This window comes from Luteimonas sp. MC1782, from assembly GCF_014164605.1.
GTDB lineage: Bacteria > Pseudomonadota > Gammaproteobacteria > Xanthomonadales > Xanthomonadaceae > Luteimonas.
In genome coordinates this window covers 851,801-878,744 of the sequence record NZ_JACJFT010000001.1, presented here as the reverse complement: position 1 = coordinate 878,744, position 26,944 = coordinate 851,801, and the positions used below count along the sequence as shown (strand labels likewise).

The 26,944-nt window shown below is 68.3% G+C and carries 25 protein-coding genes and 1 tRNA gene; 16 read left to right on the top strand and 10 right to left on the bottom strand.

Features of this window, described 5'->3' with window-relative positions; genetic code table 11:
• Positions 1–19 precede the first annotated feature (19 nt).
• The 5 genes from H5368_RS04150 (at position 20) to H5368_RS04130 (ending at position 4,111) form a co-directional block, all read left to right on the top strand.
• Entirely contained in the window at positions 20–454 is a 435-nt protein-coding gene (locus tag H5368_RS04150) for a VanZ family protein (protein WP_182821639.1), read from the top strand.
• Between the two features lie 53 nt (positions 455–507).
• Positions 508–1,854, top strand: a complete 1,347-nt coding sequence (locus tag H5368_RS04145) for a phosphomannomutase (protein WP_182821637.1) — start codon at positions 508–510, stop codon at positions 1,852–1,854.
• Positions 1,855–2,159: 305 nt separating this feature from the next.
• Positions 2,160–2,690: a hypothetical protein gene (locus tag H5368_RS04140; protein ID WP_182821635.1), complete on the top strand. Its 531-nt coding sequence runs from the start codon at positions 2,160–2,162 to the stop codon at positions 2,688–2,690.
• A gap of 145 nt (positions 2,691–2,835) precedes the next feature.
• Entirely contained in the window at positions 2,836–3,369 is a 534-nt protein-coding gene (locus H5368_RS04135; protein WP_182821633.1) for an outer membrane beta-barrel protein, read from the top strand.
• Positions 3,370–3,715: 346 nt separating this feature from the next.
• A complete protein-coding gene (locus H5368_RS04130; RefSeq protein ID WP_220486491.1) occupies positions 3,716–4,111 on the top strand; it encodes a GxxExxY protein in 396 nt (131 codons plus the stop codon).
• A 243-nt stretch (positions 4,112–4,354) separates the two neighbouring features.
• Here H5368_RS04130 and H5368_RS04125 read toward each other — a convergent pair whose 3' ends face one another.
• Positions 4,355–5,647 carry a type II toxin-antitoxin system HipA family toxin gene (locus H5368_RS04125; protein WP_182821631.1) on the bottom strand — a complete coding sequence of 431 codons (1,293 nt, stop codon included), beginning with the start codon at positions 5,645–5,647 and terminating at the stop codon, positions 4,355–4,357.
• The gene (locus H5368_RS04120) at positions 5,644–6,003 is read right to left on the bottom strand and encodes a helix-turn-helix transcriptional regulator (RefSeq protein ID WP_182821629.1); all 360 of its coding nucleotides are present in this window, start codon (positions 6,001–6,003) and stop codon (positions 5,644–5,646) included. The genes H5368_RS04125 and H5368_RS04120 overlap by 4 nt, the downstream gene beginning before the upstream one ends.
• A 195-nt stretch (positions 6,004–6,198) precedes the next feature.
• Between H5368_RS04120 and H5368_RS04115 the strand changes: the two genes are divergently transcribed.
• The gene (locus H5368_RS04115) at positions 6,199–6,444 is read left to right on the top strand and encodes a type II toxin-antitoxin system prevent-host-death family antitoxin (RefSeq protein WP_182821627.1); all 246 of its coding nucleotides are present in this window, start codon (positions 6,199–6,201) and stop codon (positions 6,442–6,444) included.
• Positions 6,441–6,827, top strand: a complete 387-nt coding sequence (locus H5368_RS04110) for a type II toxin-antitoxin system VapC family toxin (protein WP_182821624.1) — start codon at positions 6,441–6,443, stop codon at positions 6,825–6,827. Before H5368_RS04115 ends, H5368_RS04110 begins: the two co-directional genes overlap by 4 nt.
• 203 nt (positions 6,828–7,030) lie before the next feature.
• Here H5368_RS04110 and H5368_RS04105 read toward each other — a convergent pair whose 3' ends face one another.
• From H5368_RS04105 to H5368_RS04095, 3 genes are read right to left on the bottom strand one after another with little or no spacing between them, the layout of a single operon-like run.
• Entirely contained in the window at positions 7,031–8,461 is a 1,431-nt protein-coding gene (locus H5368_RS04105; RefSeq protein WP_182821622.1) for a deoxyribodipyrimidine photo-lyase, read from the bottom strand.
• On the bottom strand, positions 8,461–8,691 hold the full coding sequence (locus H5368_RS04100; protein WP_182821620.1) for a DUF378 domain-containing protein: 231 nt from the start codon (positions 8,689–8,691) through the stop codon (positions 8,461–8,463). The genes H5368_RS04105 and H5368_RS04100 overlap by 1 nt, the downstream gene beginning before the upstream one ends.
• 34 nt (positions 8,692–8,725) lie before the next feature.
• The gene (locus H5368_RS04095; RefSeq protein ID WP_182821618.1) at positions 8,726–9,259 is read right to left on the bottom strand and encodes a fasciclin domain-containing protein; all 534 of its coding nucleotides are present in this window, start codon (positions 9,257–9,259) and stop codon (positions 8,726–8,728) included.
• A gap of 98 nt (positions 9,260–9,357) precedes the next feature.
• Here H5368_RS04095 and H5368_RS04090 point away from each other — a divergent pair, with 98 nt between their 5' ends.
• From H5368_RS04090 to H5368_RS04065, 6 genes are all read left to right on the top strand, one after another.
• On the top strand, positions 9,358–10,227 hold the full coding sequence (locus H5368_RS04090) for a MerR family transcriptional regulator (protein ID WP_182821616.1): 870 nt from the start codon (positions 9,358–9,360) through the stop codon (positions 10,225–10,227).
• Positions 10,228–10,405: 178 nt separating this feature from the next.
• Positions 10,406–11,905 carry a catalase gene (locus tag H5368_RS04085; protein ID WP_182821614.1) on the top strand — a complete coding sequence of 500 codons (1,500 nt, stop codon included), beginning with the start codon at positions 10,406–10,408 and terminating at the stop codon, positions 11,903–11,905.
• A 75-nt stretch (positions 11,906–11,980) separates the two neighbouring features.
• Positions 11,981–12,991 (top strand): NAD-dependent epimerase, encoded by a 1,011-nt coding sequence (locus H5368_RS04080; protein WP_182821612.1) that lies wholly within the window; start codon positions 11,981–11,983, stop codon positions 12,989–12,991.
• Positions 12,988–13,998: a UDP-glucose 4-epimerase GalE gene (gene galE, locus H5368_RS04075; protein WP_182821610.1), complete on the top strand. Its 1,011-nt coding sequence runs from the start codon at positions 12,988–12,990 to the stop codon at positions 13,996–13,998. The genes H5368_RS04080 and galE overlap by 4 nt, the downstream gene beginning before the upstream one ends.
• Positions 13,999–14,259: 261 nt before the next feature.
• Positions 14,260–15,408, top strand: coding sequence for an MraY family glycosyltransferase (locus tag H5368_RS04070; protein WP_182821608.1), 1,149 nt, complete (start codon positions 14,260–14,262; stop codon positions 15,406–15,408).
• A gap of 102 nt (positions 15,409–15,510) precedes the next feature.
• Positions 15,511–15,597: transfer RNA gene (locus tag H5368_RS04065), tRNA-Leu, on the top strand.
• Positions 15,598–15,605: 8 nt separating this feature from the next.
• On the opposite strand, the gene H5368_RS04060 is transcribed toward H5368_RS04065, so the two are convergent.
• Positions 15,606–15,785 carry a hypothetical protein gene (locus H5368_RS04060; protein ID WP_182823963.1) on the bottom strand — a complete coding sequence of 60 codons (180 nt, stop codon included), beginning with the start codon at positions 15,783–15,785 and terminating at the stop codon, positions 15,606–15,608.
• A 121-nt stretch (positions 15,786–15,906) separates the two neighbouring features.
• On the opposite strand from H5368_RS04060, the gene H5368_RS04055 reads away from it, so the two are divergent.
• Positions 15,907–17,535: an FMN-binding glutamate synthase family protein gene (locus H5368_RS04055; RefSeq protein ID WP_182823736.1), complete on the top strand. Its 1,629-nt coding sequence runs from the start codon at positions 15,907–15,909 to the stop codon at positions 17,533–17,535.
• 4 nt (positions 17,536–17,539) lie between these two features.
• Here H5368_RS04055 and H5368_RS04050 read toward each other — a convergent pair whose 3' ends face one another.
• Genes H5368_RS04050 through H5368_RS04035 form a run of 4 tightly spaced genes read right to left on the bottom strand, consistent with a single transcriptional unit; the run spans position 17,540 to position 22,112 of the window.
• Positions 17,540–18,778, bottom strand: coding sequence for a cation:dicarboxylase symporter family transporter (locus tag H5368_RS04050; RefSeq protein ID WP_343203852.1), 1,239 nt, complete (start codon positions 18,776–18,778; stop codon positions 17,540–17,542).
• Positions 18,775–19,614 (bottom strand): SIS domain-containing protein, encoded by an 840-nt coding sequence (locus tag H5368_RS04045; protein WP_182821606.1) that lies wholly within the window; start codon positions 19,612–19,614, stop codon positions 18,775–18,777. The genes H5368_RS04050 and H5368_RS04045 overlap by 4 nt, the downstream gene beginning before the upstream one ends.
• Positions 19,615–19,626: 12 nt before the next feature.
• Positions 19,627–20,727 (bottom strand): dipeptide epimerase, encoded by a 1,101-nt coding sequence (locus tag H5368_RS04040; protein ID WP_182821604.1) that lies wholly within the window; start codon positions 20,725–20,727, stop codon positions 19,627–19,629.
• Positions 20,724–22,112, bottom strand: a complete 1,389-nt coding sequence (locus H5368_RS04035; protein WP_182821602.1) for an SH3 domain-containing protein — start codon at positions 22,110–22,112, stop codon at positions 20,724–20,726. Before H5368_RS04035 ends, H5368_RS04040 begins: the two co-directional genes overlap by 4 nt.
• Before the next feature lie 332 nt (positions 22,113–22,444).
• Here H5368_RS04035 and H5368_RS04030 point away from each other — a divergent pair, with 332 nt between their 5' ends.
• Complete coding sequence (locus tag H5368_RS04030) at positions 22,445–23,827, top strand: transglutaminase domain-containing protein (RefSeq protein ID WP_255486443.1); 1,383 nt, start codon at positions 22,445–22,447, stop codon at positions 23,825–23,827.
• 41 nt (positions 23,828–23,868) lie between these two features.
• Positions 23,869–26,913 carry a TonB-dependent receptor gene (locus tag H5368_RS04025; RefSeq protein WP_182821600.1) on the top strand — a complete coding sequence of 1,015 codons (3,045 nt, stop codon included), beginning with the start codon at positions 23,869–23,871 and terminating at the stop codon, positions 26,911–26,913.
• The last annotated feature ends 31 nt before the right edge of the window (positions 26,914–26,944 follow it).

Genomic DNA, 26,944 nt, shown 5'->3' with positions numbered 1-26,944 from the left:
GACCGTCCTGACGCTTGGCGTGGAGCTGCTGCTGGCCCGTGGTAGCCCTCCGGTGGTGGCGGTGCTGCTGGTAGCTTCCGCCCTGGCAGTGTCGGCGATGTTGTTCCTCCCCACCGCGGTGCTGGGCGACTGGTTCGGCATGGACCGCGTGCATCGCCTGTGCGGCCTGACACGCGGCACGCCGCAGGACCCGCCGGAATGGATTCACCTCTTCGCCTTCGTCTGGCTGGGCCTGCTGGTCTGGCTGGCGCGCAAGGACGTGCGCAACTGGTGGGGAGTTGTCTTGGTCGCGGCCTTTGGCGTGGCCGCGGAGTTGTCGCAATGGCTGACGGATGGGCGGCAGCCGAAGCTTGAGGATGCGGCGTTGAATGTTCTTGGCGGGTTGGCCGGGGTTCTGCTCGCGTGGATCGGTTGCTCGCTGATGGCCGCCTGGGGCCGTCGAAGCGGTCGCTGATGCGACAGCAGCTACCGGTATGATCCGGGTCCCCGCACCGCAGGAGCACGCCCGTGTCATCGAAAGCATTCAAGGCCTATGACATCCGCGGGCGGGTCCCCGATGAACTCGATGAAGCCCTGGCCATGCGCATCGGCGCTGCCACCTCGGAGTTGCTCGGCCCCGGTGCGGTCGTTGTCGGGCACGACATCCGCCTGAGCAGCCCTTCGCTGCAGGCGTCGCTGGCGCAGGGCCTGCGCGAAGCCGGCCGCGAGGTCGTCGATATTGGCCTCTGTGGCACCGAGGAGGTCTATTTCCAGACCGATCACCTGGGTGCGGCCGGTGGCGTGATGGTGACCGCCAGCCACAACCCCATGGACTACAACGGCCTGAAGCTGGTGCGCGAGAACGCGCGGCCGATCAGCGCCGATACCGGCCTGTTCACCATCCGCGACCGTGCGCTGTCCGACGACTTCACCGCGGGGCAGGGCGCCGGCGGCAGCCGCGCGATGACCGACAAGTCGGCGTACATCGCGCACCTGCTGACCTACGTGGCAGGCGTTGCGCTCAAGCCGCTGAAGATCGTCAGCAACCCGGGCAACGGCGGCGCCGGCACGGTCATCGACCTGCTGGCACCGCACCTGCCGTTCGAGTTCGTGCGCGTGCAGCACGAACCGGATGGCACCTTTCCGAACGGCATCCCCAACCCGCTGCTGCCCGACGCGCGCGCCGCCACCGCCGACGCGGTGAAAGCGCATGGCGCCGACTTCGGCATTGCCTGGGACGGCGACTTCGATCGCTGCTTCTTCTTCGACCACACCGGCCGCTTCATCGAGGGCTATTACCTGGTCGGGCTGCTGGCCAAGGCGCTGCTTGCGCGCAGCCCGGGCGGCAAGGTGGTGCACGACCCGCGGCTGCTGTGGAACACGGTGGAGATGGTGCGCGAGGCCGGCGGCACGCCCGTGCTGTGCAAGAGCGGCCACGCCTTCATCAAGGAGAAGATGCGCGCCGAGGACGCGATCTACGGCGGCGAGATGAGCGCGCACCACTACTTTCGCGAGTTCGCGTACGCCGACTCCGGGATGATCCCGTGGCTCCTGATCGCGGCTCTGGTGTCGACCAGCGGACTGTCGCTGGCCGAGCTGGTGGAAGACCGGATGGCGAAGTTTCCGTGCAGCGGCGAGATCAACTTCACGGTGGCGGATGCGGGGGCGTCGATTGCGGCGGTGCTGGGGCATTTCAGTGCGTTGGAGCCGGAGCTGGATTACACGGATGGGTTGTCGGCGGATTTCGGGGATTGGCGTTTCAATCTGCGCAGTTCGAATACGGAGCCGTTGATCCGGTTGAACATCGAGACGCGGGGGGATGAGGGGTTGCTGCTTGAGAAGGTGGGGGAGATCAGGGGGTTGTTGGGGGGGTAGAGCGGGGTCTCGCGAAGGCGCGAAGGCGCGAAGGGGAGCGACTTGGGGGGGGGCGGGCCGGGTTTACACGCGGTTGCTATGCGGGGGGCGGTACGGTGTGGCGTCTCCGTCGATGCGGGTGCGTGATGGATCCTCGGAAATCGATGGCAGCAATAATGGTGTTGGCGCTGCTGGCTGCATGCGGCGGGGAGGAGGCTCCGGCTGGGCAGTTGCCGGCTGCTGGACCAGAGGATCAGGTGGGGACGCCGGCGGTCGGGCCGCGCGAAGCGCTTCCGGGAAGCGCGTCGGGAGGGCCAGACGGCGGCGTGGAATCCGAGGTCGTCTACACCCCGATCGACTCGCTGGCGCCGACGCGTCAGCTCGACGTTACCGTGGAAGGCCAGCGCGAGGGTCGCGAGGCGCGCCTGTTCAAGAGCCCGCAGGGCTACGCCATCTATGTGCTGCCGCAGCTCGAGATGACGCCCGAGGAGCCGTGCTGCGACCTGGCGTATGCGCGCGTGGACGACGGGTTCTTCATGCGCATCGAGCGCATCGACGATGCGATGGACCTGGCCACGCTGCGCGAGAACATGCAGCTCGCCCTGTCCAGCGTCGGCCCGGCGGAGGAGGCGGGCTTGCAGGCGTATTTCCCGCCGGAGGCGCGCGCGGAAGTGGAGCTCTCCATGCGCGCGGTGGGCGACGGGGTGAGCATGGCGATGCTGGTGGCGCGCATCGACGGCGGTCGCTACCGGGTGACGCAGCACTTGCCGCACCGCGAGGCGCTGGAAGGCATCCCGCCGAGCTTCCGGGCGATGCTTGGCAGCCTGCGGACGACGGCGCCCAAGGGCGAGGGCTAAAAAGCCGATGCGAAGACTCGAGCAGCGCATCGCGCCAAAATAAAGCCTGCTGGTGGAACGATACGTGGTAATTTCGTGACTTCGTTCCACGAATCTGGACTCCATGTTCCGGGGCGTGACCCCACAGAACACAGGAGCTCCACCCATGAACAAGACCAACCTTCTTGCCGGTACCGTCCTCGCCGCCGCACTCGGCGCGCTGTCCTTCGGCGCCCAGGCCGCGGAGCCCGTCGGCTTCTACGCCGGCGCCGGTGTCGGCCAGTCCATGGTCGACGAGTACTTCGCCGACGACGAAGACACCGCGTTCCAGGTATTCGGCGGCTACCAGGTCAACCCGTACTTCGGCGTGGAACTGGGCTACACGGATTTCGGCGAGGCTGACCTCAGGGGCGGCGTGGGCAAGGTGGAATCCGACACCGTGTCCCTCGTTGCAGTGGGCACGCTGCCCTTCACCGACAGGTTCTCGGGTTACGCCAAGGCCGGCTTCCACAGCTGGGATGCCGAGGTCCGCGCGCCGGGCGTGGGCCGCGCAAGTGACGACGGCACCGACCCGACCTATGGCCTGGGCCTGCAGTACCGGTTCACCGACAACGTCGCGCTGCGCGGCGAGTACAGCCGCTTCGAGCTGGACGACGTGGATACCGACCTGGCACAGGTGCAGGTGCGCTTCGACTTCTGACCCGGTAGTGCGGTACGCGTGATCAAGGGCCGTCGGCAGGGATGCTGGCGGCTTTTTTTGTTCTCGCGAAGGCGCGAAGGCGCGAAGGAGGGCTTTTTGGGTTTGGTTTGGGTGGGGGCGGGCGTGGCGGTACCGGCACCCCCGATGGACCAACCCCTGACCTGCTTTTCTTCGCGCCTTCGCGCCTTCGCGAGAACCCGCTCTCGGCAATTGATTCCCCGGAGGTAATTTCTTGACTTGAGGTTGGGGGGATTGCTGACGGGTTTTTGCGGGGTGGTCGGGTTGGTGGGTGGTGTGGAGAAGAGCAGGGTCTCGCGAAGGCGCGAAGGCGCGAAGGGAGCGGGATATGGGGTTTGATATGGGGAGGGTGGAGGAGCGGGTGGGGCGGGCCGTGGTGGATGTGGCGGTGGCGGTGCATCGGGAGCTGGGGCCGGGGTTGTTGGAGTCGGTGTATGAGGTGGTGATGGGGGCGGAGTTGGGGAGGCGGGGGTTTGCGGTGCAGAGTCAGGTGCCGGTGGGGTTCGAGTGGCGCGGCCTGCGGTTCGAGGAGGGCTTTCGCGCCGACATGATCGTGGACGGCTGCGTGCTGCTGGAGCTGAAAAGCGTCGAACACCTCCACAACGCCCACCGCAAGCAACTCCTGACCTACCTCCGCCTGACCAATCTCAAACTCGGCTACCTCCTCAACTTCGCCGAGCCCCTCATGCGCCAAGGCATCACCCGCACCGTAAACAACCTCTGACCGCCCTTCTTCGCGCCTTAGCGCCTTCGCGAGAGACCGGGTTTTTTTGAAAAGCAGGGGGTCTCGCGAAGGCGCTAAGGCGCGAAGGGAGCGATGGCGGGGGTTGATTGGGCGGTGGTGTGGTGTGGCGGGTGGCGATCAGGGCGTGGGGCGCGGGGGCCGTGAACAACATCCGAGACGCCTTTCTTCGCGCCTTCGCGCCTTCGCGAGAGACCCGTTTTTCGCTTCTCTCCACGCCACGCGTTACGCCCGCATGGCCCGCCCGATCTCCACCGCCCTGCGCTCCGGCACGCCCGCCCGCTCGGCAAACCCCATCCAACCTTCCACCTGCGTACGGATCTCCGCCACCAGCTCCCGCGCCTTCGCCGGCTTGATGCCGCAGAACGCCCCGAACCGCACGAAGTCCTCCGCCTCAAAATGGTCGCGCTTGCCGTTGAGGCTCATCTGGTGCTGGTGCGTCCAGCTGCCCTGCGGGTTGTACGCGTAGCTGACATCGAACGCGGGCGACAGGCGCCACTCGCCCTTGCGGTTCATCAGGAAGGCGATGTTCTTGACGTGGTCATCCTGGTTGCGGATCAGCACGTTGAGCACGGCGCGGCGGAACTGCTGTTCGATGTCCAGCGCAGGCAGGCCGAGCAGGCGGATGGTTTCCACGGCCTGCTCGTAGGAATGCGCGCCGGCGGCGTTGAAATCGAAATGGCGCAGCGCGGCGAGCGACTGCATGTGCAGCTTGCCGCCGCTGGATGTGCGGTCGAAGCGGCGGGTCATGAAATGCGCGCGGCCGCCTTCGCGGTGGATGCGGCAGGCGCTCATGTCGATGCCGGCGGCGACCGCCAGCAGGTGGAAGGCGTATTCCACCAGGCCGAAACCTTGCGGGTCGGCGAGCTCCTTGTCGCGGTTGTCGCTGATGCCGTCGAACTTGATCAGCCAGGCGCTGAAGCCTTCGCCGGCCTTGACCTGGCCGGAGCGGAACTCGCCGGTCTGTTCGTTCCAGGCCAGCACGGCCTTGGCGCGCGCGCCACCGGCGGAGGTGCCCACGCGCAGGATGTCCTCGAGGTCGCCGCGGTCGTCATCGCCCATGAGCGCGCCGGCGAGTTGGCCACGCTGGTTGAGCACGTCGTTGGCGAGCCGGGTGAGGGCATCGATCTCGACGGCGCGTGACTGCCGCGGCAGGCCCGACAGGCTGGGATGGAATTCCAGCGCGCCCATGCCGCGGCTGCCGATGTAGCAAAGGCGCTCGACCGGGTTGAAGCTGCCGGGCGCGCGGCCTTGCGCGGCGAGCCACGCGTCGATGAGCGCGTTGCCGAAGCGGTCGGGCAGGGCGTCGGCGAGCATGCCCGGCAGGCCCTTGAACGCCTCGCGCGGGAGGCCGGGGAATTCGAAGGGTTCGCGGCCTGGCGGCATCATGATCGGGGCGACGCGGATGCCGCTGTCGGCGAAGTCCGGCATGTACTGGAACACCGCGCGGTCGCGGTCTTCCAGCCAGCTCACCGCGCCGATGTCGCGGCCCCAGAGGCGGACGGTGGCGTTGGTCACGGACTGTCGTCCTCGCCCCAGGCCCAGTCGGTGGCCTTGGGTGTTTCCGCAGGCGTGCTGGCGCGGCGGCGCTCGCGGCCGCCGAGCCTGGCGCGCTCCACGGGGCGCACACCGGGGGCGGGCAGGCTGTCGAGCAGGCGGCCATCCAGCCCCAGGACCTGCAGCACGCGCAGCAGGGTGTCGAGCGAGGCGTTGGCGCCGGCTTCCAGGCGCTTGATGCTGCTGGCTGAGGTGCCGGCCTCGCGGGCCAGCGCGGCCTGGGTCAGGTTGCGGGCGAGGCGCAGCTGGGCCAGACGCTCGCCGAGGGCGAGGAGGGAGGCTTGAATCGTAGCGTGACGGTCTGTGCAAGAGCCCATATATGACCCCTAAATCTATAAATTAAGCGTTGTGGGTCAAATAATGTCCCTATCGATACTCCCTGTCAAAGTCTCAGGGCGCGGTAGATCGAAGATCTGCGCGCGTGGTGGAAGGAAAGGCTCGCAGTGTTTCTGCACGTGACGCCACTTCCCGACCGGACTAGACTAAGCAAACTTAGCTAACCAGAGATGCGCATGGCCATCGTCAATATCCATGAAGCCAAGACCCAGCTGTCCCGCCTGATCGAGCGGGCACTGGCCGGGGAGTCCATGGTGATCGCCAAGGCGGGAAAGCCGTTGGTCAAGCTGGTGCGCCTGGATGCGCCGGACGCATCGCGAATCCGTCGCCTCGGCTTTCTCGTCGGCGAAATACAGGTGCCGGAAGAGTTCGACCGGATGGGCGCCGATGAAATCGACGCCATGTTCGGTGGCATGGCATGAAGTTCCTGCTGGATACGCATCTGCTGCTGTGGGCCGCAGGTGCGCCGGATCGCCTCCCTGCGCAGGCACGGAAACTGATGGAATCGCCGGAGCATGAGCTGGTGTTCAGCGCCGCCAGTCTGTGGGAAGTGGCGATCAAATCCGGACTTGGGCGCGAGGACTTTAAGGTGGACGCCAGCGTGCTGCGCCGCGGCCTGATCGAAAACGGCTACCTGGAGTTGCCCATTGCAGGTGACCACGTGGTCGCCGTGGCGGCGTTGCCGCCCCTGCACCGCGATCCGTTCGACCGGCTGCTGGTGGCCCAGGCGCAGGTGGAGGGCATCACCTTGTTGACGAGTGATCCGCTGGTGGCCGCGTACCCGGGGCCGGTGCGGAAGGTGTGAACTTGGCGGAGCCCGACCCGCACCGTAAACAACCTCTGACCAGCTCTCCTTTGCGCCTTCGCGCCTTCGCGAGACGGATCAAAAAGCAGGGTCTCGCGAAGGCGCGAAGGCGCTAAGAAAGGCAATTGCGGAGTTGCTGGCGCCGCCCCCATCAAATCGCTCTTCTTCGCGCCTTCGCGCCTTCGCGAGAGACCAGTCTTGGCTTATCCCACGCCACGGCTTGCGCCCTGTTTCAGCTGCGTGAACGCCTCGAGCGCATCGCGCCGGCTGTCTGCCAGGTCCACGATCGGACGCCGCGGATAGTGCCCGGTGCGGATGCCCGCCATCTCCCACGGCGCATGCCGCGCCTTCGCCGGCAAGCCGCGCAGCTCCGGCACCCAACGCGCGATGTACTCGCCCTTGGGGTCGAACTTCTGCGCCTGCAGCACCGGATTGAATACGCGGAAGTAGGGGGCGGCGTCCACGCCGGTGCCGGCGACCCACTGCCAGCCGAGCGTGTTGTTGGCGAGGTCGGCATCGACCAGCGTGTCCCAGAACCAGCGCGCGCCGTGGCGCCAGTGCATGCGCAGGTTCTTGGTGAGGAAGCTGGCGACGATCATGCGCACGCGGTTGTGCATCCAGCCGGTGGCCCGGAGCTCGCGCAGGCCGGCATCGATGATCGGCACGCCGGTCTGGCCGCGCTGCCAGGCGTGCAGCAGGTCGGGCGTGGGTTCGGCCCAGGCGAAGTCGGCGAAGCGCGGGTTGAAGTCGGTGTCCGGCGTGTGCGGGAAGTGGTGCAGCACGTGGTGGGCGAACTCGCGCCAGCCGAGCTCGCGCACGTAGGCGGCGCGTTCGTCTTCGTGGCCGGCATTGGCAAGCGCGTCGACGATGCGCCAGGGGGCAATTTCGCCGAAGTGCAGGTGTGGCGACATTCGCGAGGTGAGCGAACGGTCGGGGCGGTCGCGGCCCTGGCGGTAGTCGTGCAGGGCGTCGCTGGCGAACGTGCGCACGGCGGCATCGGCGCCGTGTTCGCCTGGGGTCCAGGTATTCCAGAAACTGGAATCCCAGCGGAGCGATGGCTGCAGGCCGAGGGAGTCGAGCGTGACTTCGCCGGGAAGGGCATCGTCGAATGATGGGAGCCGGTCGGGCGCGTCCATGAGGCGCGGCGGATTCCACTGCGCGAGTGCGGCCTTCCAGTAGGGGGTGAACACGCGGTAGGGATCGCCGAGGCGGGTTTCGACCTGCCAGGGTTCGAACAGCAGGCTGCCGTTGTACGCATCGGCGCGCAGGCCGTCGCGACGCAGTTCGCGGCGGACGTGGGTGTCGCGCGCGTCGATCGCGGGTTCGTGGCGGCGGTTCCAGAACACCGCGGACGCCCCGGAGGAGGCGGCCGCGGCACGCAGCGAGGGGAGGGAATCGCCGCGAAACACATGCAGGCGGGAGCCGCGTTGGCGCAGGTCGGCATCGAGCGCGGCAAGCGCGTGGTGCCGCCAGGCATCCGATGCGGCACCGGGCGCCCACGCGCCTTCTTCCTGTGGCGCGTGGACGTAGACCGGTACCGGTGCGAGGCCGGCGTTGAGCGCGCCCTGCAGGGCCGGGTTGTCCCGCAGGCGCAGGTCGTTGCGGAACCAGACCAGCGCTGCGGGGCGCGACATCAGCGGCGCAGCTCGGCCCGGCCGTCGTCGGTGGCCACGCTGGCCTGCATCAGCGGCAGTATCTGCCACAGCGCGGACAGACCGACCAGCACATAGACCAGGCGCGCCAGCATGGCGTCCTGGCCGCCGAAGATGGTGGCCACCAGGTCGAACTGGGCGGCACCGACCAGGCCCCAGTTGATGCCGCCGATGATCACCAGCGCGAGGGTCACGATGTTGAGGACTTTCATGGGTGTCTCCAGTCTAACGGGGGCAGGGGATGGCTCAGGTACCGGGGATCAGGACCTTGTCGATCACGTGGATGACGCCGTTGGTGGCGTTGACGTCGGCCTTCACCACCTTGGCGCCATCGACCGTCACGCCGCCGTTGGCGGCACTGATGTCGACCGACGCGCCGTTGACGGTCGCCGCGCTGTCCATGCCCGTGACGCGGGCGGCCGGGTAGCGGCCCGGGACCACGTGGTAGGTCAGGATGGCGACCAGCTTGGCCTTGTTCTCGGGCTTCAGCAGGTCGTCGACGGTGCCGGCCGGCAGTGCGGCAAAGGCCGCATCGGTGGGCGCGAACACGGTGAACGGGCCCTTGCCCTTGAGCGTGTCGACGAGATCCGCCGCGGTCAGGGCCGCGGCCAGGGTCTTGAACTGGCCGGCGGCCACGGCGGTGTCGACGATGTCCGACTGCGCCTTTGCGGGCTTGGCGGTGGCGGTGCCGGCGGAGCCGGCGAAGGCCAGCGGGGCGGCCAGGCCAAGGGCAAGGGCGATGGTCAGGCTGCGGAGCGGGTTGGCGTTGATGCGGGTCATCGGAGGTTCCGGGGTTGGGGTGGTGGCGCAAGTCTCCGCGCCAGGCCGTTAATCGTTTGTACAAAACAGTCATGTACATGTGTTGTACATTGCATGGCATGTTCCCCGTCAAGGCCGCCGCCGAACTCAGCGGGCTCACCCCCGAAACCCTGCGTGCCTGGGAGCGCCGCCATGCGGCCGTGGTGCCGCACCGCGACGACAAGGGCCGGCGGCTCTATGACAGCGCGATGGTGGAGCGCCTGGCGCGCCTGCACCGCCTGACCGATCGCGGCCATCCGATCCGCGACCTGGCCGCGCTGGCCGACGACGCGCTCGACCGGCTGCTGGAAGAAGGACGCCACACCGCGTACGGCGGCGTGGAAGCGCTGCCCGAACGCATGCTGGATGCGATCGCCGAGTACCAGGTGGACGTGTTCGACCGCGACCTGGCGGTGGCGATCACCACGCTGCCGCTGCCGGTGCTGATGGCGCGCGTGGTCACTCCGCTGCTGCGCGAGGTGGGCGTGCGCTGGGCCGACGGGCGCCTGGCCATTGCGCAGGAGCGCCTGGTGAGCAGCCTGCTGCGCGCGCGCCTGCTGTCGGTGCTCAACCAGCAGGCCCGCGGGTCGCGGCCGCGCGTGCTGTTCGCCACGCTGCCCGGCGAGCGCCACGAGCTGGGATTGATCGGCGCGGCGCTGCATGCCTACGAGGCCGGCGCGCCCGTGCTGTATCTCGGCACCGAGCTGCCGGCGCGTGAGTTGGCGCGCGTGGCCGAGCGGCTGGGCGCGGCGGCGGTCGCGATCAGCTCGGTCGATCCCGCGCAGGCACGCAGCGCGCTGCAGGATCTGCAGCTGCTGCACGAGGTGCTGCCGCCGGGCGTGGCGGTGTGCGTGGGTGGCGCGAATGCGCGCTACCTCGTCGAGGCGCTGGGCATCGCGCGGGTGCGCGCGGTGAGCGATGCGACGGAGCTGGCGCGCCACGCGGCGTGAACCCTTTGGAAGCCAGGCGGGTTTGATGGTTTGCTGCCCCTGGCAGCGCAGCCTTATAGGTACGGGCTATCGCATCTGCCAGTCCAATTCATTGGCATTCAGGGCGATGAAGGGTGGATGATCGGGTGGACCCGTGCTGCGCCGTCTGCAGCCATTCCCTGACCAGAGGACCAGCCAGATGAGCACTCCAGCCGACAAGCCGCACCCGCCCTCGACCACCGGCGCCGGCGCGCCCGCCGTGAGCGACCGCAACTCGCTGAGCATCGGGCCGGATGGCCCGATCGTGCTGCACGACGTCCACTTCCTCGAGCAGATGGCGCACTTCAACCGCGAGAAGGTGCCGGAGCGCCAGCCGCACGCCAAGGGCGCGGGCGCGTTCGGCACGTTCGAGACCACGCAGGACGTGTCGCGTTACACAAGGGCCGCGCTGTTCCAGCCAGGGGCGAAGACCGAGATGCTGGCGCGCTTCTCCACCGTGGCCGGCGAGATGGGCAGCCCGGACACCTGGCGCGACGTGCGCGGGTTTTCGCTGAAGTTCTACACCAGCGAGGGCAACTACGACCTGGTGGGCAACAACACGCCGGTGTTCTTCGTGCGCGACCCGATGAAGTTCCCGCATTTCATCCGCAGCCAGAAGCGCCTGGCCGATTCCGGCCTGCGCGACAACCACATGCAGTGGGACTTCTGGACCAACAACCCCGAATCCGCGCACCAGGTGACCTACCTGATGGGCCCGCGTGGCCTGCCGCGCACCTGGCGGCACATGAACGGCTACGGCTCGCACACCTACATGTGGGTGAACGCCGCCGGCGAGAAGTCCTGGGTCAAGTACCACTTCCACACCCGCCAGGGCATGGGCTTCTTCAACAACGGCGAGGCCAAGGACATGGCCGGCGCCGACGCCGACTTCCACCGCCGCGACCTGTTCGACGCCATCGCCCGCGGCGAGCATCCGCAATGGGTGATGTCGGTGCAGGTGATGCCGTACGCGGATGCCAAGGCCTACCGCATCAACCCCTTCGACCTGACCAAGGTGTGGCCGCACGCGGACTATCCGCTGATCGAGGTCGGCACCATGACGCTCAACCGCAACCCGGAGAACTTCTTCGCGCAGATCGAGCAGGCGGCGTTCTCTCCGGGCAACACGGTGCCGGGCATCGGGCTGTCGCCGGACAAGATGCTGCTGGGCCGCGCGTTCGCCTACAACGATGCGCAGCGCAACCGCATCGGCACCAACTTCCACCAGCTGCCGGTCAACCAGCCCAAGGTGCCGGTGAACACCTACATGTTCGACGGGCAGATGGCCTACCACCACAGTGGCAGTGCGCCGGTCTACGCGACCAACAGCGGCGGTCGCCCGTGGTCGGACGAGACCGGTGCGGTCGACAACGGCTGGGAGGCCGACGGCACCATGCTGCGCAGCGCCTACACCCTGCGCGCCGACGATGACGACTTCACCCAGCCCGGGATCCTCGTGCGCGAGGTGTTCAGCGACGCCGACCGCGATGGGCTGGTGGAAACGGTGGCCGGTGCGCTGCTCGGCGGCGTGCGCAGCCCGGTGCTGGAGCGCGCGTTCGACTATTGGAAATCGGTCGATGCCGACGTCGGCCGGCGCATCGAGGAGAAGGTGCGCAGCGGCAGCGCGCCGGAACCTGCGGCCGGCATGAGCGAAAGCTAGACCGCGCGCGCGGCGGCATGCCGGGGCGGCCCGGTGGGCGGGGTTATCATTGCCCTTCCCACCGGAGCCCCTTGAATGAAAGTCCTCGTCACCGGCACTGCCGGCTTCATCGGCAGCCATGTCGCCCTCAAGCTCCTTGCGCGCGGCGACGAGGTCATCGGCTTCGACAGCCTCAACGACTACTACGACGTCAACCTGAAGAAGGCGCGCCTGGCGCGCTTCATGGATCATCCGCGCTACACCCACGTGCAGGCGGATCTCGCCGATCGCGCGGCGGTGGAAGACGTGTTCGCGAAGCACAAGCCGCAGCGCGTGGTGAACCTGGCGGCGCAGGCCGGTGTGCGCTACGCGGCGGAAAACCCGCACGTGTACGTGGCCAGCAACGTCACCGGATTCCTGCACGTGCTGGAAGGCTGCCGCCACCACGGCGTGGAGCACCTGGTGTTCGCGTCCACGAGTTCGGTGTACGGCGCCAACCGCGCCATGCCGTTCAACGAGCACCAGGGCACCGAGCATCCGCTGACGTTGTACGCGGCCACCAAGAAGGCCAACGAGATGATGGCGCACTCGTATGCGCACCTCTACGGCATCGCCGCCACCGGGCTGCGCTTCTTCACCGTGTACGGGCCGTGGGGCCGGCCGGACATGGCGCTGTTCCTGTTCACCCGCGCGATCCTCGCCGGCGAGCCGATCAAGGTCTTCAACCACGGCCACCACCGCCGCAGCTTCACCTATGTCGACGACATCGTGGAAGGCGTGGTGCGCGCGCTGGACCGCGTGCCCACCGCCGACCCTGCGTGGAAGGGCGAGGCACCGGATCCGGGCACCAGCGGCGTGGCGCCGTACCGCATCTACAACATCGGCAACGAAGAGCCGGTGGAACTGCTGCGCTACATCGAGGTGCTGGAGCAATGCCTGGGCAGGAAGGCGGTGATGGAGTTGTTGCCGCTGCAGGCCGGCGACGTGCCCGATACCGAGGCCGACGTGTCCGCGCTGGTGGCCGACGTGGGCTACCGGCCGCAGGTGGGCGTGGAGGAAGGCGTGGCGAACTTCGTGCGCTGGTACCGCGAGTACCACGGCGCATGAAGATCCTGGTCTGCGGTGGCGCGGGCTACATCGGCAGCCACACCTGCGTGGCGCTGGCCGCGCGCGGCCACGACGCGGTGATCTACGACAACTTCTCCAACAGCTCGCCGGTCGCGGTGGAGCGCATCGCCGAGCTGGCCGAGCGCCCCGTGGCGCTCGTGGAAGGCGACATCCGCGATGCCGCGGCACTCGCCGGTGCGCTGGACGGCGTGGACGCCGTGATCCACTTCGCCGCGTTCAAGGCGGTGGGCGAGAGCTGCGAGCAGCCGCTGGCGTACTTCGAGAACAACATCGGCGGCAGCGTCACCCTGCTGCAGGCGATGGAAGCCGCAGGCGTCGCCAACCTGGTGTTCAGCTCGTCGGCCACCGTGTACGGCGACCCGGACAGCGTGCCGATCAGGGAGGACGCGCCGCTGCGCGTCACCAATCCCTATGGCCGCACCAAGCTGGTGGTCGAGGAGCTGATCGGCGACCTGTGTGCGGCGCGGCCGGGCTTCAACGCGCTGCTGCTGCGCTACTTCAATCCGGTGGGCGCGCACCCCAGCGGGCGCATCGGCGAAGACCCCGGCGGCATCCCCAACAACCTGATGCCGTACATCAGCCAGGTGGCGGTGGGCGCGCGCGACTGCCTGAGCGTGTTCGGTGGCGACTATGCGACGCCGGACGGCACCGGCGTGCGCGACTACATCCACGTGATGGATCTCGCCGAGGCGCACGTGCGCGCGGTGGAGACGCTGCGCCCGGGCTTCGGCTGCCAGGCGGTGAACCTGGGCACGGGGCAGGGCGTGAGCGTGCTGGAGCTGGTGCGCGCGTTCGAGCAGGCATCGGGTCGCAAGGTGCCGTACCGGGTCGTCGCGCGCCGCGCCGGCGACGTGGCCATGTGCTGGGCCGACCCCTCGCGCGCGGCCGAGCTGCTGGACTGGCGTGCCCGGCTCGACGTGCAGCGCATGTGCGAGGACGCCTGGCGCTGGCAGTCGGCGAACCCGGCGGGCTACCGCACCGGCTGAGCAACGCGCCGTGCATGTCGTGCGCCGCGCTTCCGGAAATGTGACGGCTATCGCATAATCCGCGCCGGGGACACATGCCGCCGCCGTTCGCTCGACGCCTGTCACGGCACTGCGATCGGCGCCGGCCAATATTTACCTGACTGACGTGCCGGTTCGCCCGCGGATTGTTGCGTAGAATGTTGCCCTGCAGCATTGGCGCGGAAATTGCTTCTGCTTTCCGCCACCGGAAGCGTATGGCGCATCGGAGAGCGCAGTCGAGACATGGAATTTCTGATTGAGACCGGATTGCTCCAGGGCCTGGCTGCCGCCGCGCTGACGTGGCTGACGATGAAGGCGCTGCATCCTTTCGCGCGCCGCCTGAACCTGCTCGACTTCCCCAAGGGGCGCAAGGACCACGCCCATCCGACCGCCATCACCGGTGGCCTGGCGATGGCGTTGGCGTTCATCGTGGTGCTGGTGACCGTACGCCACTCCTACGCGCTGGCGTCGCTGGTCTCGTTCACCAGCGCGTCGGTGCTGCTGGTGGCGGTGGGGCTGTACGACGACCGCAACGACCTGCGCTGGTACTGGCGCATTCTTGCGCAGACGATCGCCGCGCTGATCATGATCTACGGCGCCGGCGTGCGCGTGGAGCAGCTGGGCGCGGTGTTCGGCCTGGACGACCTGGCGCTGGGCTGGCTGTCGGTGCCGTTCACGGTGTTCGCGACCATCGGCATCATCAACGCCATCAACATGATCGACGGCGCGGACGGGCTGGCTGGCCTGCTGGTGGCGGCATGCCTGGTGATGCTGGCGGCAGCGGCGCTCTACGCGGGCAACGCGTCGCTTTCGCGGCTGGGCTTGACCATCGCCGGGGCGGTGGGTGCGTTCCTGGTCTACAACATGCGCTTCCCCTGGCAGCCGCGCGCCAAGGCGTTCATGGGCAACGCCGGCAGCGCCTTCCTGGGCCTGGTGGTGGCGTGGGTGGTGTTCCGCCTGACGCAGAACGCCAGCCATCCGGTGAACCCGGTGCTGGCGCTGTGGCTGATCCCGGTGCCGGTGATGGACTGCCTGGTGCTGACCGTGCGCCGTTCGCGCGAAGGCCGTTCGCCGTTCTCGGCGGGGCGCGACCACATTCATCACTTCATGCAGGACGGCGGCTTCGGGCCGACCCAGGCGGCGCTGCTGCTTGCGGCCTTCAGCGTGGCCTGTGGCCTGGCCGCGGGTCAGGCGATGCGTTTCGACGTGCCGCACCCGGTGATCCTGGCGACGTTCCTGCTGCTGTGCGTCGGCTGGTACTGGGTGAGCGCCGACCGGCTGCGCGCACTGGCGTTCTTCGCCGTGCTGCGCCGATTACCCGTGTTCGGCACGGCGCCGCAGCGGCCGCAATCGCGGCCTGGCGTTGATACCGTCGAGACCGACGGCGCCTGAACCCGGGTGCCCGGCGCCACTCGAACGCCACGCAAGGCCGGTCACCGACGCTTGCTGCGTATTGCATGCTGGGGCCGCGCGCCGCGCACCCATGCCTGAACTGCCCGGGTGGCGAAACTGGTATACGCAAGCGACTTAAAATCGCTCGGCCGCAAGGCCATGCGGGTTCGATCCCCGCCCCGGGCACCACGCAGGCATCAGTCGCGCGTTTTCGCCGGCACGAACGGCGAGACCGGATCGCTGGCCGGGAAGGTTTCTTCCAGGGCTTCGTCCTGGTTCTCGCTTTCATGCTGCTTGCGCTCGCGGCGCTGCTGCGGCTGCTCCGGCGGTTCGGGCTTGCACGAGTCGTTTGGCAGGTCTTTGCGGTCGCGTGTCACGGTGGTTCACCGGATGGATGCGGAGCCCATGGTGTAGCGCTTCGTGCGTTGTGGCGGCGTGACCTGCCGCGTCTGTGGGATCATGCGGCCGCGCCGCTCCGGCGTGTCATCCTGTCCCGCAATGCACCGCTATTTCGCCTACGTCGCCAGCATCGTCCTGGCCGTGCTGTCGCTCGTCGCCGCGCTGGCGTGGGCGCCCGGGTGGTGGGCGGCGTTCGTGGTGTTTGGCATGGCGGCGGTGGTCGGCACCGCAGACGTGCTGCAGCGCACCAGCACGCTGCGGCGCTGCTACCCGGTGCTGGCGCACTTCCGCTACGCGCTGGAGGGCATCGGGCCGGAGATCCGCCAGTACCTGATCGAGCGCGACACCGAGGAAGTGCCGTTCTCGCGCGAGCAGCGGGCGCTGATCTACCAGCGGGCCAAGCACGAGCAGGACACGGTGCCGTTCGGCACCGTGCACGACGTGTACGGCGGCGACTACGAGTGGATCAACCATTCGCTGGTGCCCACGCACCTGCAGAGCCACGATTTCCGGGTACGCGTGGGCGAAACGACGACGGCGCCCTACGACACCAGCGTGTTCAACATCTCGGCGATGAGCTTCGGCTCGCTGTCGGCGAACGCGATCCGCGCGCTCAACCTGGGCGCGAAGCGCGGCGGCTTCTACCACGATACCGGCGAGGGTTCGATCTCGTCGTACCACCGCGAGTTCGGCGGCGACCTGGTGTGGGAGATCGGCTCGGGCTACTTCGGCTGCCGCGACGACAACGGTGCGTTCGATGCCGGGCGCTTCGCGGCCAACGCCGCCGATCCGCAGGTCAAGATGATCGAGATCAAGCTGTCGCAGGGTGCCAAGCCGGGCCACGGCGGCATGCTGCCGGCCGCCAAGGTGACGCAGGAGATCTCGATCGCGCGCGGGGTGCCGGTGGGCGTGGACTGCATTTCGCCGTCGCAGCATTCGGCGTTCACCACGCCGGCGGGGCTCCTGGAATTCGTGGCCAGGCTGCGGGCGCTGTCGGGCGGAAAGCCGGTCGGATTCAAGCTGGCGATCGGCCACCCGTGGGAGTGGTTCGGTGTCGCCAAGGCGATGCATGAGACCGGGATCCTGCCGGATTTCATCGTGGTGGATGGCGCCGAGGGCGGCACGGGCGCGTCGCCGGTGGAGTTCATCAACCACATCGGCGTGCCCATGAACGAGGCGCTGATGCTGGTGCACAACACGCTGGTGGGCCTGGACCTCCGCGACCGGGTGAAGGTGGCCGCGGCAGGCAAGATCACCAGTGCATTCGGGATCGCGCGCACGCTGGCACTGGGCGCGGACTGGTGCAACGCCGGCCGTGCCTTCATGTTCTCGCTGGGCTGCATCCAGGCGCGCAGCTGCCACAACGACAAGTGCCCGACAGGCATCGCCACCCAGGATCCGTCGCGGTGGACGCGCCTGGACGTGGAGAACAAGGCGGCGCGCGTCGCCAACTACCAGCAGAACACGCTCAAGGCGCTACGCGACCTGCTGTGTGCGGCGGGCCTCAACGGTCCCGCCGAGCTCGGTCCGGAGCACATCCTGCGCCGCACCTCGAAGATCAACGTGCGTTCGCTGGCGGGCATCTACAACTACCTCAAGCCCGGCCAGCTGCTGTCCGGCGAGGTGCCCGACCACGCGGTGTTCCAGGCGTTCTGGCAGGTGTCGCGCAGCGATACCTTCGCCGCGCCGCGCAGGGTGATGGAGATGCGCGCCTCGAAGGCCGGCTGACGCGCTACCCGTCCTGGCGCGCCACGATGCTCGTGGCGGTGAGGTCGCCGGTGACGTTGCCCACGGTGGAGAACACGTCGGGGATGTTGTCGACCGCCAGCAGCAGCGCCAGCGGTTCCACCGGCAGGCCCATGGCCTGCGTGACCGGCAGGTTGTTGGTCATGAAGCTCACCTGCCCGGGCAGGCCCACCGAGCCCATGCTGATCAGCGCCGACAGCACGATCGCGGTGCCCACCTGCACGCCGCCCAGCTCGATGCCGTACATCCAGGCGATGAAGCTCACCACGCCGATGTACTGCACGGGGCTGGTGATGCGGAACAGCGACACCGCCATCGGCAGCACCAGCGAGGTGACGTGCAGCGGATAGCCGAGGCGCTCGCGCGCGCAGTCGACCATCGCCGGCAGCGACGCCAGCGATGACTGCGTGCTGGCGGCGATCGCCTGCGCCGGCGCGATGCCCGCCGCGAAGCGGCGCACCGGCTCGCGCGCCACCAGCGCCGCCACCAGGTACAGCAGCACGGTGACCATGATGTACAGCGTGCACAACAGCAGCACGTACCAGCCAAGCGCGCCCAGCACACCCGCACCGACGCGCGCGCACACCGCCAGCACCAGCGCGAACACGCCCACCGGCGCCGCCCAGAGCACCCAGCGCACGATCACGATCATGGTGTCGGCGATCGACTGCACCAGCGCCAGCAGCTGCGCGCGGCGCTCGGGCAGGATGCGCGTGGCGGCGAAGCCGAAGAACAGCGAGAACACCACCAGCGGCAGCATGGCGTTGGCCGCCGCCGCGGCCAGCGCGTTGTTGGGGATCACCGTGGCGATCCATTCGCCGAAGCTCGCGGCGCGGCCAGGCTGGGTGGCCTCGGAGCCGATCGCGGCGCGGAATGCCTCGACCAGCGACGCGTCGCGCGGCACCAGCGAGAGCAGGGTGGGCGCCATGACCGCCGTGAACGTGCCGGACGCGATCAGCAGCACGGCGAACACCAGCATGGCGCGGCGCGCGGTGCGGCCCGAGGCCGCGGCATCCGCTGCCGTGTTGACGCCCAGCACCACGAGCGCCGCGACCAGCGGCACCACGGTCATCTGCAGGGCGTTGAGCCAGAGCCTGCCGACCGGCTGCACCGCGTCGGCCACGTTGGCGGCGAGCGCGCTGTCGTGGAAGGCGAGGGCCAGCCCGACGACGGCGCCGAGGACGAGGGCGAGCAGGACGCGCGCGGCAGTGGACATTCGTTTCATGGTTCGATCATCGCCTGATTTGCGACCAGCTGGCGCAGGTGCGCCTCGTCCTCGCACAGCAGCAGGAACACCAGGTCGAGCAGGTGCTGCAGCGCCGCCTGGTACAGCAGCAGTTCAACGTGCCCGCGCGGCTCGTGCGCCGACACCAGCAGGCTGACCTCGGCATTCGCGCGCAGCGCGTTGGCGGTGTGGCGGGTGATGGTGACCACCTTGCCGCCGCGCGCACGGAACCGGCGCGCGGTATGGCAGAGCGTGCCCTCTTCGCCGTGTTCGGAGAACACCAGCAGCACGTCGCCGGGCGCGGCCGACGAGGTGCCCACGCCCATCAGCGCCGGGTCGAACAGGTGGATGGCGGTGCGCCCCAGCATCGCCAGCTTGATCGCGAACGCGCGCGCGTTGAGGCCGTCGTGGCCCAGGCCGACCGCGTACACCTTGTCTGCGGCGCGGATGGCGGCGGCCACCGCGTCGATGCGCTCATGCGGGTTGAGCACGCGCGTGGCCTGCTCGGCCTGCGACTTGGCGCGCCACAGCGTGTCGGCCAGCGCCGACCAGGGGTCGACGATCTCGGCGCCGGCGTCGATGCCCGAGCCGTCATCCTCGCCGTCGTGGCGCGCCAGCGACTCGCCGATCGAGTACTTGAGGTCCGGATAGCCCTTGAAGCCGAGCTTCTGGCTGAACTTCACCACGCTCGACTGGCTGATGCCGAGCGCATTGGCGAGCTGCTGCGAGGAGTAGTCGCGCAGCAGGTGCGCGTTCTCCAGCATGAAGTCGGCGATGCGGCGCTCGATGGCCGACATGCGGTCGCGTTCGCCACGGATCTTGAGCAGGGGAGGCATGTGCGCCGCCGGTCAGCCCGGGATGGCTTCCAGGCCGCGGATGCCGCGGATGCCGAGGCCGGGCGCGTCGCCCACCGAGATCTCGGACTCGTTGAACTCCACGCCGCCGTCCACCGGATTGAAGCGGCACAGCGACGGCCCGTCGAGGTCGACCTTGGTGATGGCGCCGCCCTTGGCGATCGCCAGGTGCACGGCTGCCGCCACGCTGACGCTGGATTCGATCATGCAGCCGATCATGCATTCAACGCCGTACACCGCGGCGATGTCGGCGATGCGCACCGCGTTGGAGATGCCACCGGTCTTCATCAGCTTGATGTTGATGATGTCGGCCGCGCGGCGCTGGATGAGGTCGATGACCTCCGCCGGGCCGAACACGCTTTCATCGGCCATCACCGGCGTGAGCACGCGCTCGGTGACGTACTTGAGCCCTTCGATGTCGCGCGCATGCACCGGCTGTTCCAGCAGCTCCAGCGCCACGCCGGCATCCTCGAGGGTGCCCACGGCGCGCACCGCCTGCTTCGGCGTCCAGCCCTGGTTGGCGTCCAGGCGCAGCAGGGCGCGGCCGTCGACTGCGGAGTGGATGGCCTTGACGCGCTCGATGTCGACGCCGATGTCCTTGCCCACCTTGATCTTCAGCGATTCAAAGCCGCGTTCCACCGCGGCCAGCGAGTCGGCCACCATCTTGTCGATGTAGTCGACGCTGATGGTGATGTCGGTGGTGACGACCGGGTCGCCGCCGCCGCCGAGGATGCGGTAGAGGGGGGCGCCGTAGAGCTGCCCGAACAGGTCGTAGAGGGCGATCTCCACCGCCGCCTTGGCGCTGGTGTTGCGCTCCATGGCCGACTGCACCAGGGCGACGTTGCGGTTGAGGTCGGCGACCTCGCGGCCGATCAGCCGTGGGCCGATCACGCGGCGGATGGCCTCAACGATCGAGCCGTGCGTGTCGCCGGTGATCACCGCGGTGGGCGCGGCCTCGCCGTAACCGACATGGCCGGTGTCGGTATGCACCTCGACCACGATGTCCTCGACGGTATCGACCGTGCGCAGCGCCGTCTTGAACGGCGTCTTCAACGGAACGCGCAGCATGCCGAGGCGGATTTCAGTGATCTTCATGGGCGGATGCGCTGGATGCTGGTGATGCGGTCGATGGTCGGTGTATCCGCGTTCGACAGCATCGGCAGGATCGGCGTGACCACCACGCCGTTGAGGTGCAGGCGGCGCAGTTCGCCATCGTCGCGGCGCCAGGTCATGCCGCTGGTGTCGTGGATGGCGTAGGGCGCACCGTCGACGTGGCCGAGCATCATCATCACGTGGCCCGGGATGTACACCAGGTCGCCGACGCGCGCTTCGCGCAGCAGCTTGCGGCGCCTGTCGTGGCTGTCGTCCGCGGTGAGCGGCAGGCGGTTCAGCGCCGGGCTGACCGCCTGGTGGCTGGTGTTGCGCGGCAGCAGCACGCCGAAGCTGCGGTAGACCTCGGAGACAAAGCCGCTGCAGTCGCGCGCGTTGTACGAATGCCCCCAGCCGTAGCGCTCGCCGAGGAACTTGAACGCCTGGCGGATGATGTTGGCCTCGGTCAGCGGCAGGTAGTCGTTGGCGACATCGGCCGAACGCGGGATGAGCGCGGGCGCGAAGGACAGCGTGCCGTCGGCCGCGCGCACCGGCAGTTCGACGACGTGTGCGGCATACGGATGCTGGCCGTTGACCGCGCGGTCGCCCGGCCAGTCGGCCAGTACCGGCACGCGCACGCCCATGTCGAGCTGCACGTCGGAGACCGCGGGCCGCTCGGGGGTGAAGACGGTGCGCGCGGTGGCGCCGGTGACGATGAGGTACGGCGCTCGGCGGCCGTAGTCGAGGATCGCCTGCCTGTCGCCTTGGGCGATGGCCTCCTTCTCCACCCACGCCGCATAGCGCTGGCTGACCACGAAGTACCAGGCGCGGTCGCGGCTCTCGTGGACGATGGCCACCGGATCGCCGGGGAACAGCGCGCTCTCCTGGAAGCGGTCGATGTCGTGGTCGTCCGGCGAATTGAACACGCGCAGGCGGGTGGGGAAGGTGCGCAGCGCGGCGCGGCGCACGGCCATGCCGTAGCGCGTGACCTGGGTCTGCGGGATGGACTTCAGCGCGAGGTTGGCTTCGATGCGCGCCATCTGCCGTTTGCTGCCGACCGCGCCGGTCTCGTCGTAGAGCTCGCGCTCGGGCATGACCGAAAGCGCTTCGATCCATGCCTTGACCTGTCCGCCGTCGAGCGTGCCGGGCAGCGCTTCGATGTCGTGCAGCGACGGGTCTTCGTCATGCATGCGCACGTTCTGCTGGGCGATCTGGTCGCGGCCGAGGATCACGCGGTCGGGCTGGCGCAGGCGTGCGATCCAGTAGTCCGGCGTGAGCTGCGCCTCGACGATGCCCGGCACGTCGTGTGCGGGCGGCGCGGGCACGGGTTCCCGCGCGGAAAGCGCGGGTGCGGCGAACAGCAGGAAGAGCAGCAGGGCTGCGTGGCGCATGGATTGTCCCCTCCCCGGCACATCGGGGCCGGGCTTGATCATGGAATACATCATTCGGCGAAATCAATACAAAAGAATAAATTATTGACCGCCTGTGAACGCCATGTTACACAGCCATTCAAGCCGTTCCCCCAGGGGCAAGGAGTGGGTCAGGCGTGCAGATGACGGGGGGTTCCAAACCGATGTCACGACGTGTGGGCCACGGCCTGCTGCGATCGGGAACCTGCGTGCTGCTGCTGGCGGTGGCCATGCAGGCGGGCGCGGGGCAGGCGCCGGCTGTTGCTGGCGACAGCGCCGGCAGCAGCGGCAACGCCGACATTGGCGAACGGCTCATGGCACCGACCGACATCGTGGCGCTGGTGGATGCCGGCGACTTCGCCGCTGCCGGCAAGCTGATCGACGCCGGACTCGCGCAGCAGGGACTCACCTCCGACCAGCGCATGGCGCTGGAGTTCCAGCGCGAACGCATGCGCCGCATCCTGATCGACTTCAGCCTGGACGAAGCCGGCGCCAGGGCGCGCCTGCGACGCGACATCCCGGACCTCGACGACGCCGAGTTCGCGCGTTGGGATGCCGCGGGTCTCATCGAAGCGCGGGTGATCGACGGCCAGCGCCGCTGGTTCAACCGCGGGCCTTCCAACCTGTATCGCCTGAGCGAGGAGGCCCGGCAGCGCCGGGCCACGCCGCCGAGGTTCAACGACAGTCCGCTGGAAGCCGCGCACCCGCACCACGCCGAGGTGCGCGACGCAGCGCTCGCCGGCGGCGCGCGCGCCGCGGCACCGCGCCGCGTGCGGGTGACGCAATCGCTGACCGTCGATGCCGACGCGGTACCGGCCGGCGAGACCGTGCGCGCATGGATTCCGTACCCGCGCGCGTTGCCGGGCCAGCAGGAAGACATCCGTTTCGTTGCCAGCGTGCCCGCAGGCCACGCGATCGCACCCGACACCACCTTGCAGCGCACCGTGTACCTCGAGGCACCCGCCGTGGCGGGCACGCCGACCGCGTTCTCGATCAGCTACGAATTGACCACGTTCGGCCAGTACGTCGCCATCGATCCCGACCGGGTGGTGGCGGCGGAGATCACGCCGGAGCTCGCGCCGTTCGTGGCCGAGCGTGCGCCGCACGTGGTGTTCAACGACGCGATGCGGCTGAAGTCGGCGCAGGTGCTGGCGGGCGAGACCAACCCCTACCGCATCGCGCAGAAGCTGTTCGCATCGGTCGACGCGCTGCCGTGGGCCGGCGCGCGCGAGTATTCCACCATCAGCAACATCAGCCAGCACGCGCTCGAGCAGGGCCATGCCGACTGCGGCCAGCAGACGCTGCTGCTGATCACCCTGCTGCGCATGAACGGCATTCCCGCGCGCTGGCAGTCCGGCTGGATCTTCTCCGACGGCGCCTACAACAACATGCACGACTGGGGCTGGATGTACCTGGCCCCGTACGGCTGGGTGCCGATGGATGTCACTTTCGGCCGCTTGCCGGGCGCCGGCGATGCGCTCGCAGGCTTCTATCTCGGCGGCATGGACGCCTACCGCATCGCCTTCAACGACGACTGGTCGCGCGAACTCGTGCCGGCCAAGCAGCACGTCCGCTCGGAAACCGTCGACCTGCAGCGCGGCGAAGCCGAGTGGGCAGGCGGCAACCTGTATTTCGACCAGTGGGATTACGGCTTCGAGTGGCAGCTGCTGCCACCCGATGCCGATGAACGTACCTGACCAAAGCCAACCATCACGCACATGTTCCGGGGAGAACCGCAATGAAGGCCAGCCATACCAGATTCCGTCGCGCCGCACTCAGCATCGCGCTGGGAGCGTGCCTGTCCACCATGGCGCCGATGGTGCTGGCGCAAAGCGCCACCGGCTCGGTCGCGGGTCGCGCCAGCGCCGGCGACCAGGTGCAGGTGACCAATGTCGCCACGGGCGCCACGCGCAATGTCACGGCGGGTGCGGACGGCACGTACCGCCTCGGCTCGCTGCAGGTGGGCAGCTACAACGTGCAGGTGATCCGCAACGGGCAGACGGTCGGTGAGCCGGTGCCGGTGGCCGTGTCGCTGGGTGGCACGACCACGGTGAACCTGGGCAGCGGCGGCGGCGTGGCCGACATGGCCGCGGTGACCGTGGTCGGTGATCGCGTGGTCAACCGCGTCGACGTCAAGTCCACCGAGACCGCCACCAACGTGACCCGCGAAGAAATCTCGCGGCTGCCGGTCGACCAGAGCCTCAGCTCGGTGGCCATGCTGGCGCCCGGCGTGATCGGCGGCAACTCCAGCTTCGGCGGCATGTCGTTCGGCGGCTCGTCGGTGGCGGAGAACTCGGTCTTCATCAATGGCCTGAACGTCACCGACTTCTATCGTCGCCAGAGCTTCTCCACCGCGCCGTTCGCGTTCTTCCAGGAGTTCCAGGTCAAGACCGGCGGCTATTCGGTGGAGTTCGGTCGCAGCACCGGTGGCGTGATCAACGCCGTGAGCCGCTCGGGCAGCAACGAATTCGACGCCGGCGTGGAATTCACCTTCGAACCGAGCGCGTGGCAGAGCTCGGGCGATGACCAGTTCTACGCCGACGGCAGCGTCAACGTGCGCGCCAGCCACGACCGCAGCAGCTTCACCAAGGCCAACGTCTGGGCGTCGGGTCCGATCGTGCGCGACCGGCTTTTCATGTTCGCCATGTACGAGCAGCGAGAGAACACCTCGGGCTTCACCAATGCCGGCGGCAGCAGCTGGAGCGAACGCGAGGGCAGCAACGGGTTCTGGGGCACCAAGGTCGACTGGGTCCTGTCCGACAACCACCTGCTGGAGCTGCTCGCGTTCTCCGACGAGGGCGACACCGACACCGCGCTCTACACCTATGATTTCGCCAGCCGCACGGTCGGCGACGCGCCGCCCAGCCAGTCCACGGCTTCCAGCGGCGGAAAGAGCGGCTCGGTCACCTACACCGGACACTTCGGCGAGAACTTCACCGCCAAGGCCATGTACGGGATCAACCGCAGCAGCAGCTTCCTGCGCTCGCCGCAGGATGCGCTGTGCAGCTGGGTCACCTACAACAACGCCTCCTACGGCGCGGTCTACCGTGGAATGGGCAGCCCGTCGCTGGGTTGCCACCCGGGTTCGAACGTGGTCTCGCACGAGGACGAGCGCAAGGCCAAGCGACTGGACTTCGAGTGGGCGGTGGGCGACCACTTGCTGCGCTTCGGCTGGGACCACGAGCTGATGACCACCGACCGGGTGACGTTTTACCCCGGCGACGGCGTGCAGTACACCGCGTACGGCCGCACCAGCGCCACCCAGGTGCTCGACAACGGCACGCCGCTTCCGGCGGGTGTCAACGCGTTCCTGATGGCCCGCGAGCGCGCGGACGGCGGCGTGTTCGACATCGAGGCCAGCGCCTACTACCTGGAAGATGTCTGGAGTGTCACGCCGAACCTGCTGGTCAACCTCGGCCTGCGCGTCGACACCTTCGACAACAAGACCGCGGCCGGCGCCAGCTTCATCGAGATGGACAACCTGGTGTCGCCGCGGTTCGGCTTCTCGTGGGACATGAAGGGTGACGGCAGCACCAAGCTGTTCGGCAACCTGGGCCGCTACTACATGCCGGTCACCAGCATCATCAGCTACAACTTCGCCGGTGGCCTGCTCGACGAACGCACGTTCTACGCGCTGAATGGCTGGAGCGCGGCGACCAACCCGGTGACGGGTGCGCCGTACATGGCACCGGTCATCGGCCAGCAGATCGGCGCGGTGGACGACCAGTTCAACATCAGCGTGCGCGACTACCGCCAGAGCGTGGACCAGGACATCGACGCTGTGTACCAGGACGAGGCCATCGTCGGCTTCCAGACGATGATCAACCAGGCCTGGTCGTGGGGCGTCAACGCCACCTACCGGCGCATGCCCAACGCGCTCGACGACGTGCGCATCAACGCGCTCTGCGGCGTGCGCCACGGTACCTTGTGGCCGATCGCCAACCCGGGCGACGAGTTGACCCTGTGGGGCACCACCGCGATGGGTTGCGCCCAGGACGGCTGGGTCACCATCGATACGGCCAAGGAGGGCTACATCACCGTGGGCAGCAACCGCGTGATCGGCTACTCCAAGCCCAAGCGCACCTACACCGGCGTGGAATTCCAGATCGACCGCGCCTGGGACGAGAAGTGGGCGTTCAACGCGTCCTACCTGTGGTCGAAGTCGGAGGGCAACCACGAAGGCCCGGTGAACTCCGATACCAACTACGGAGACACCGGCATGGTCCAGCACTGGGACCACCCGGCCAACAACGACCGCTACGGCGACCTGTTCAACGACCGCCGCCACCAGATCAAGCTGCGCGGCAGCTACCGCTTCAACGAAATGTGGAGCGTGGGCGGCACGGTGACCGCGCTGTCGGGCGGGCCGATCACCGCGTTCGGCGTGACCTGGCCGGACGAGAACTTCGCGGTGGCGAGCTACACCAGCGAGGGCAGCGGCGGCGGCACCGGCTGGCTGTGCGTGGCCCGGTGCTCCGGCAACGACCCGAATGGAGTTCCCTACACCTGGCAGGACCGCGTGTACGAGCGCACCGAGCGTGGCGCCTTCGGCCGCATGCCGTGGACCTATAACGTCGGCGCGAACGTCACCTGGGAACTGCCGGTGGACGGCATCGACCTGAAGGCCCGCCTGTCGGTCTACAACCTGCTCAACGACCAGGAAGTGATCAACGTGCGCGCCCGCTACGAGGGCAACCCAAACGAGCGCCGTCCGACCTTCGGCACCGGCACCCGCTGGCAGTCGCCGCGCTACGCGCAGCTGGTGGTGAGCTGGAACTTCTGATGCGCGGTTCGAAGTCGTGATGATGCATGCC

Excerpts from the sequence above, each read along its gene's own strand:
- H5368_RS04135 (WP_182821633.1), top strand. The coding sequence starts at position 2,836 with ATGAACAAGACCAACCTTCTTGCCGGTACCGTCCTCGCCGCCGCACTC.
- H5368_RS04130 (WP_220486491.1), top strand. The coding sequence starts at position 3,716 with ATGGGGTTTGATATGGGGAGGGTGGAGGAGCGGGTGGGGCGGGCCGTG.
- H5368_RS04120 (WP_182821629.1), bottom strand. The coding sequence starts at position 6,003 with ATGGGCTCTTGCACAGACCGTCACGCTACGATTCAAGCCTCCCTCCTC.
- H5368_RS04115 (WP_182821627.1), top strand. The coding sequence starts at position 6,199 with ATGGCCATCGTCAATATCCATGAAGCCAAGACCCAGCTGTCCCGCCTG.
- H5368_RS04110 (WP_182821624.1), top strand. The coding sequence starts at position 6,441 with ATGAAGTTCCTGCTGGATACGCATCTGCTGCTGTGGGCCGCAGGTGCG.
- H5368_RS04105 (WP_182821622.1), bottom strand. The coding sequence starts at position 8,461 with ATGTCGCGCCCCGCAGCGCTGGTCTGGTTCCGCAACGACCTGCGCCTG.
- H5368_RS04100 (WP_182821620.1), bottom strand. The coding sequence starts at position 8,691 with ATGAAAGTCCTCAACATCGTGACCCTCGCGCTGGTGATCATCGGCGGC.
- H5368_RS04095 (WP_182821618.1), bottom strand. The coding sequence starts at position 9,259 with ATGACCCGCATCAACGCCAACCCGCTCCGCAGCCTGACCATCGCCCTT.
- H5368_RS04090 (WP_182821616.1), top strand. The coding sequence starts at position 9,358 with ATGTTCCCCGTCAAGGCCGCCGCCGAACTCAGCGGGCTCACCCCCGAA.
- H5368_RS04085 (WP_182821614.1), top strand. The coding sequence starts at position 10,406 with ATGAGCACTCCAGCCGACAAGCCGCACCCGCCCTCGACCACCGGCGCC.
- H5368_RS04080 (WP_182821612.1), top strand. The coding sequence starts at position 11,981 with ATGAAAGTCCTCGTCACCGGCACTGCCGGCTTCATCGGCAGCCATGTC.
- galE (WP_182821610.1), top strand. The coding sequence starts at position 12,988 with ATGAAGATCCTGGTCTGCGGTGGCGCGGGCTACATCGGCAGCCACACC.
- H5368_RS04070 (WP_182821608.1), top strand. The coding sequence starts at position 14,260 with ATGGAATTTCTGATTGAGACCGGATTGCTCCAGGGCCTGGCTGCCGCC.
- H5368_RS04055 (WP_182823736.1), top strand. The coding sequence starts at position 15,907 with ATGCACCGCTATTTCGCCTACGTCGCCAGCATCGTCCTGGCCGTGCTG.
- H5368_RS04050 (WP_343203852.1), bottom strand. The coding sequence starts at position 18,778 with ATGAAACGAATGTCCACTGCCGCGCGCGTCCTGCTCGCCCTCGTCCTC.
- H5368_RS04045 (WP_182821606.1), bottom strand. The coding sequence starts at position 19,614 with ATGCCTCCCCTGCTCAAGATCCGTGGCGAACGCGACCGCATGTCGGCC.
- H5368_RS04040 (WP_182821604.1), bottom strand. The coding sequence starts at position 20,727 with ATGAAGATCACTGAAATCCGCCTCGGCATGCTGCGCGTTCCGTTGAAG.
- H5368_RS04035 (WP_182821602.1), bottom strand. The coding sequence starts at position 22,112 with ATGCGCCACGCAGCCCTGCTGCTCTTCCTGCTGTTCGCCGCACCCGCG.
- H5368_RS04030 (WP_255486443.1), top strand. The coding sequence starts at position 22,445 with ATGGCACCGACCGACATCGTGGCGCTGGTGGATGCCGGCGACTTCGCC.
- H5368_RS04025 (WP_182821600.1), top strand. The coding sequence starts at position 23,869 with ATGAAGGCCAGCCATACCAGATTCCGTCGCGCCGCACTCAGCATCGCG.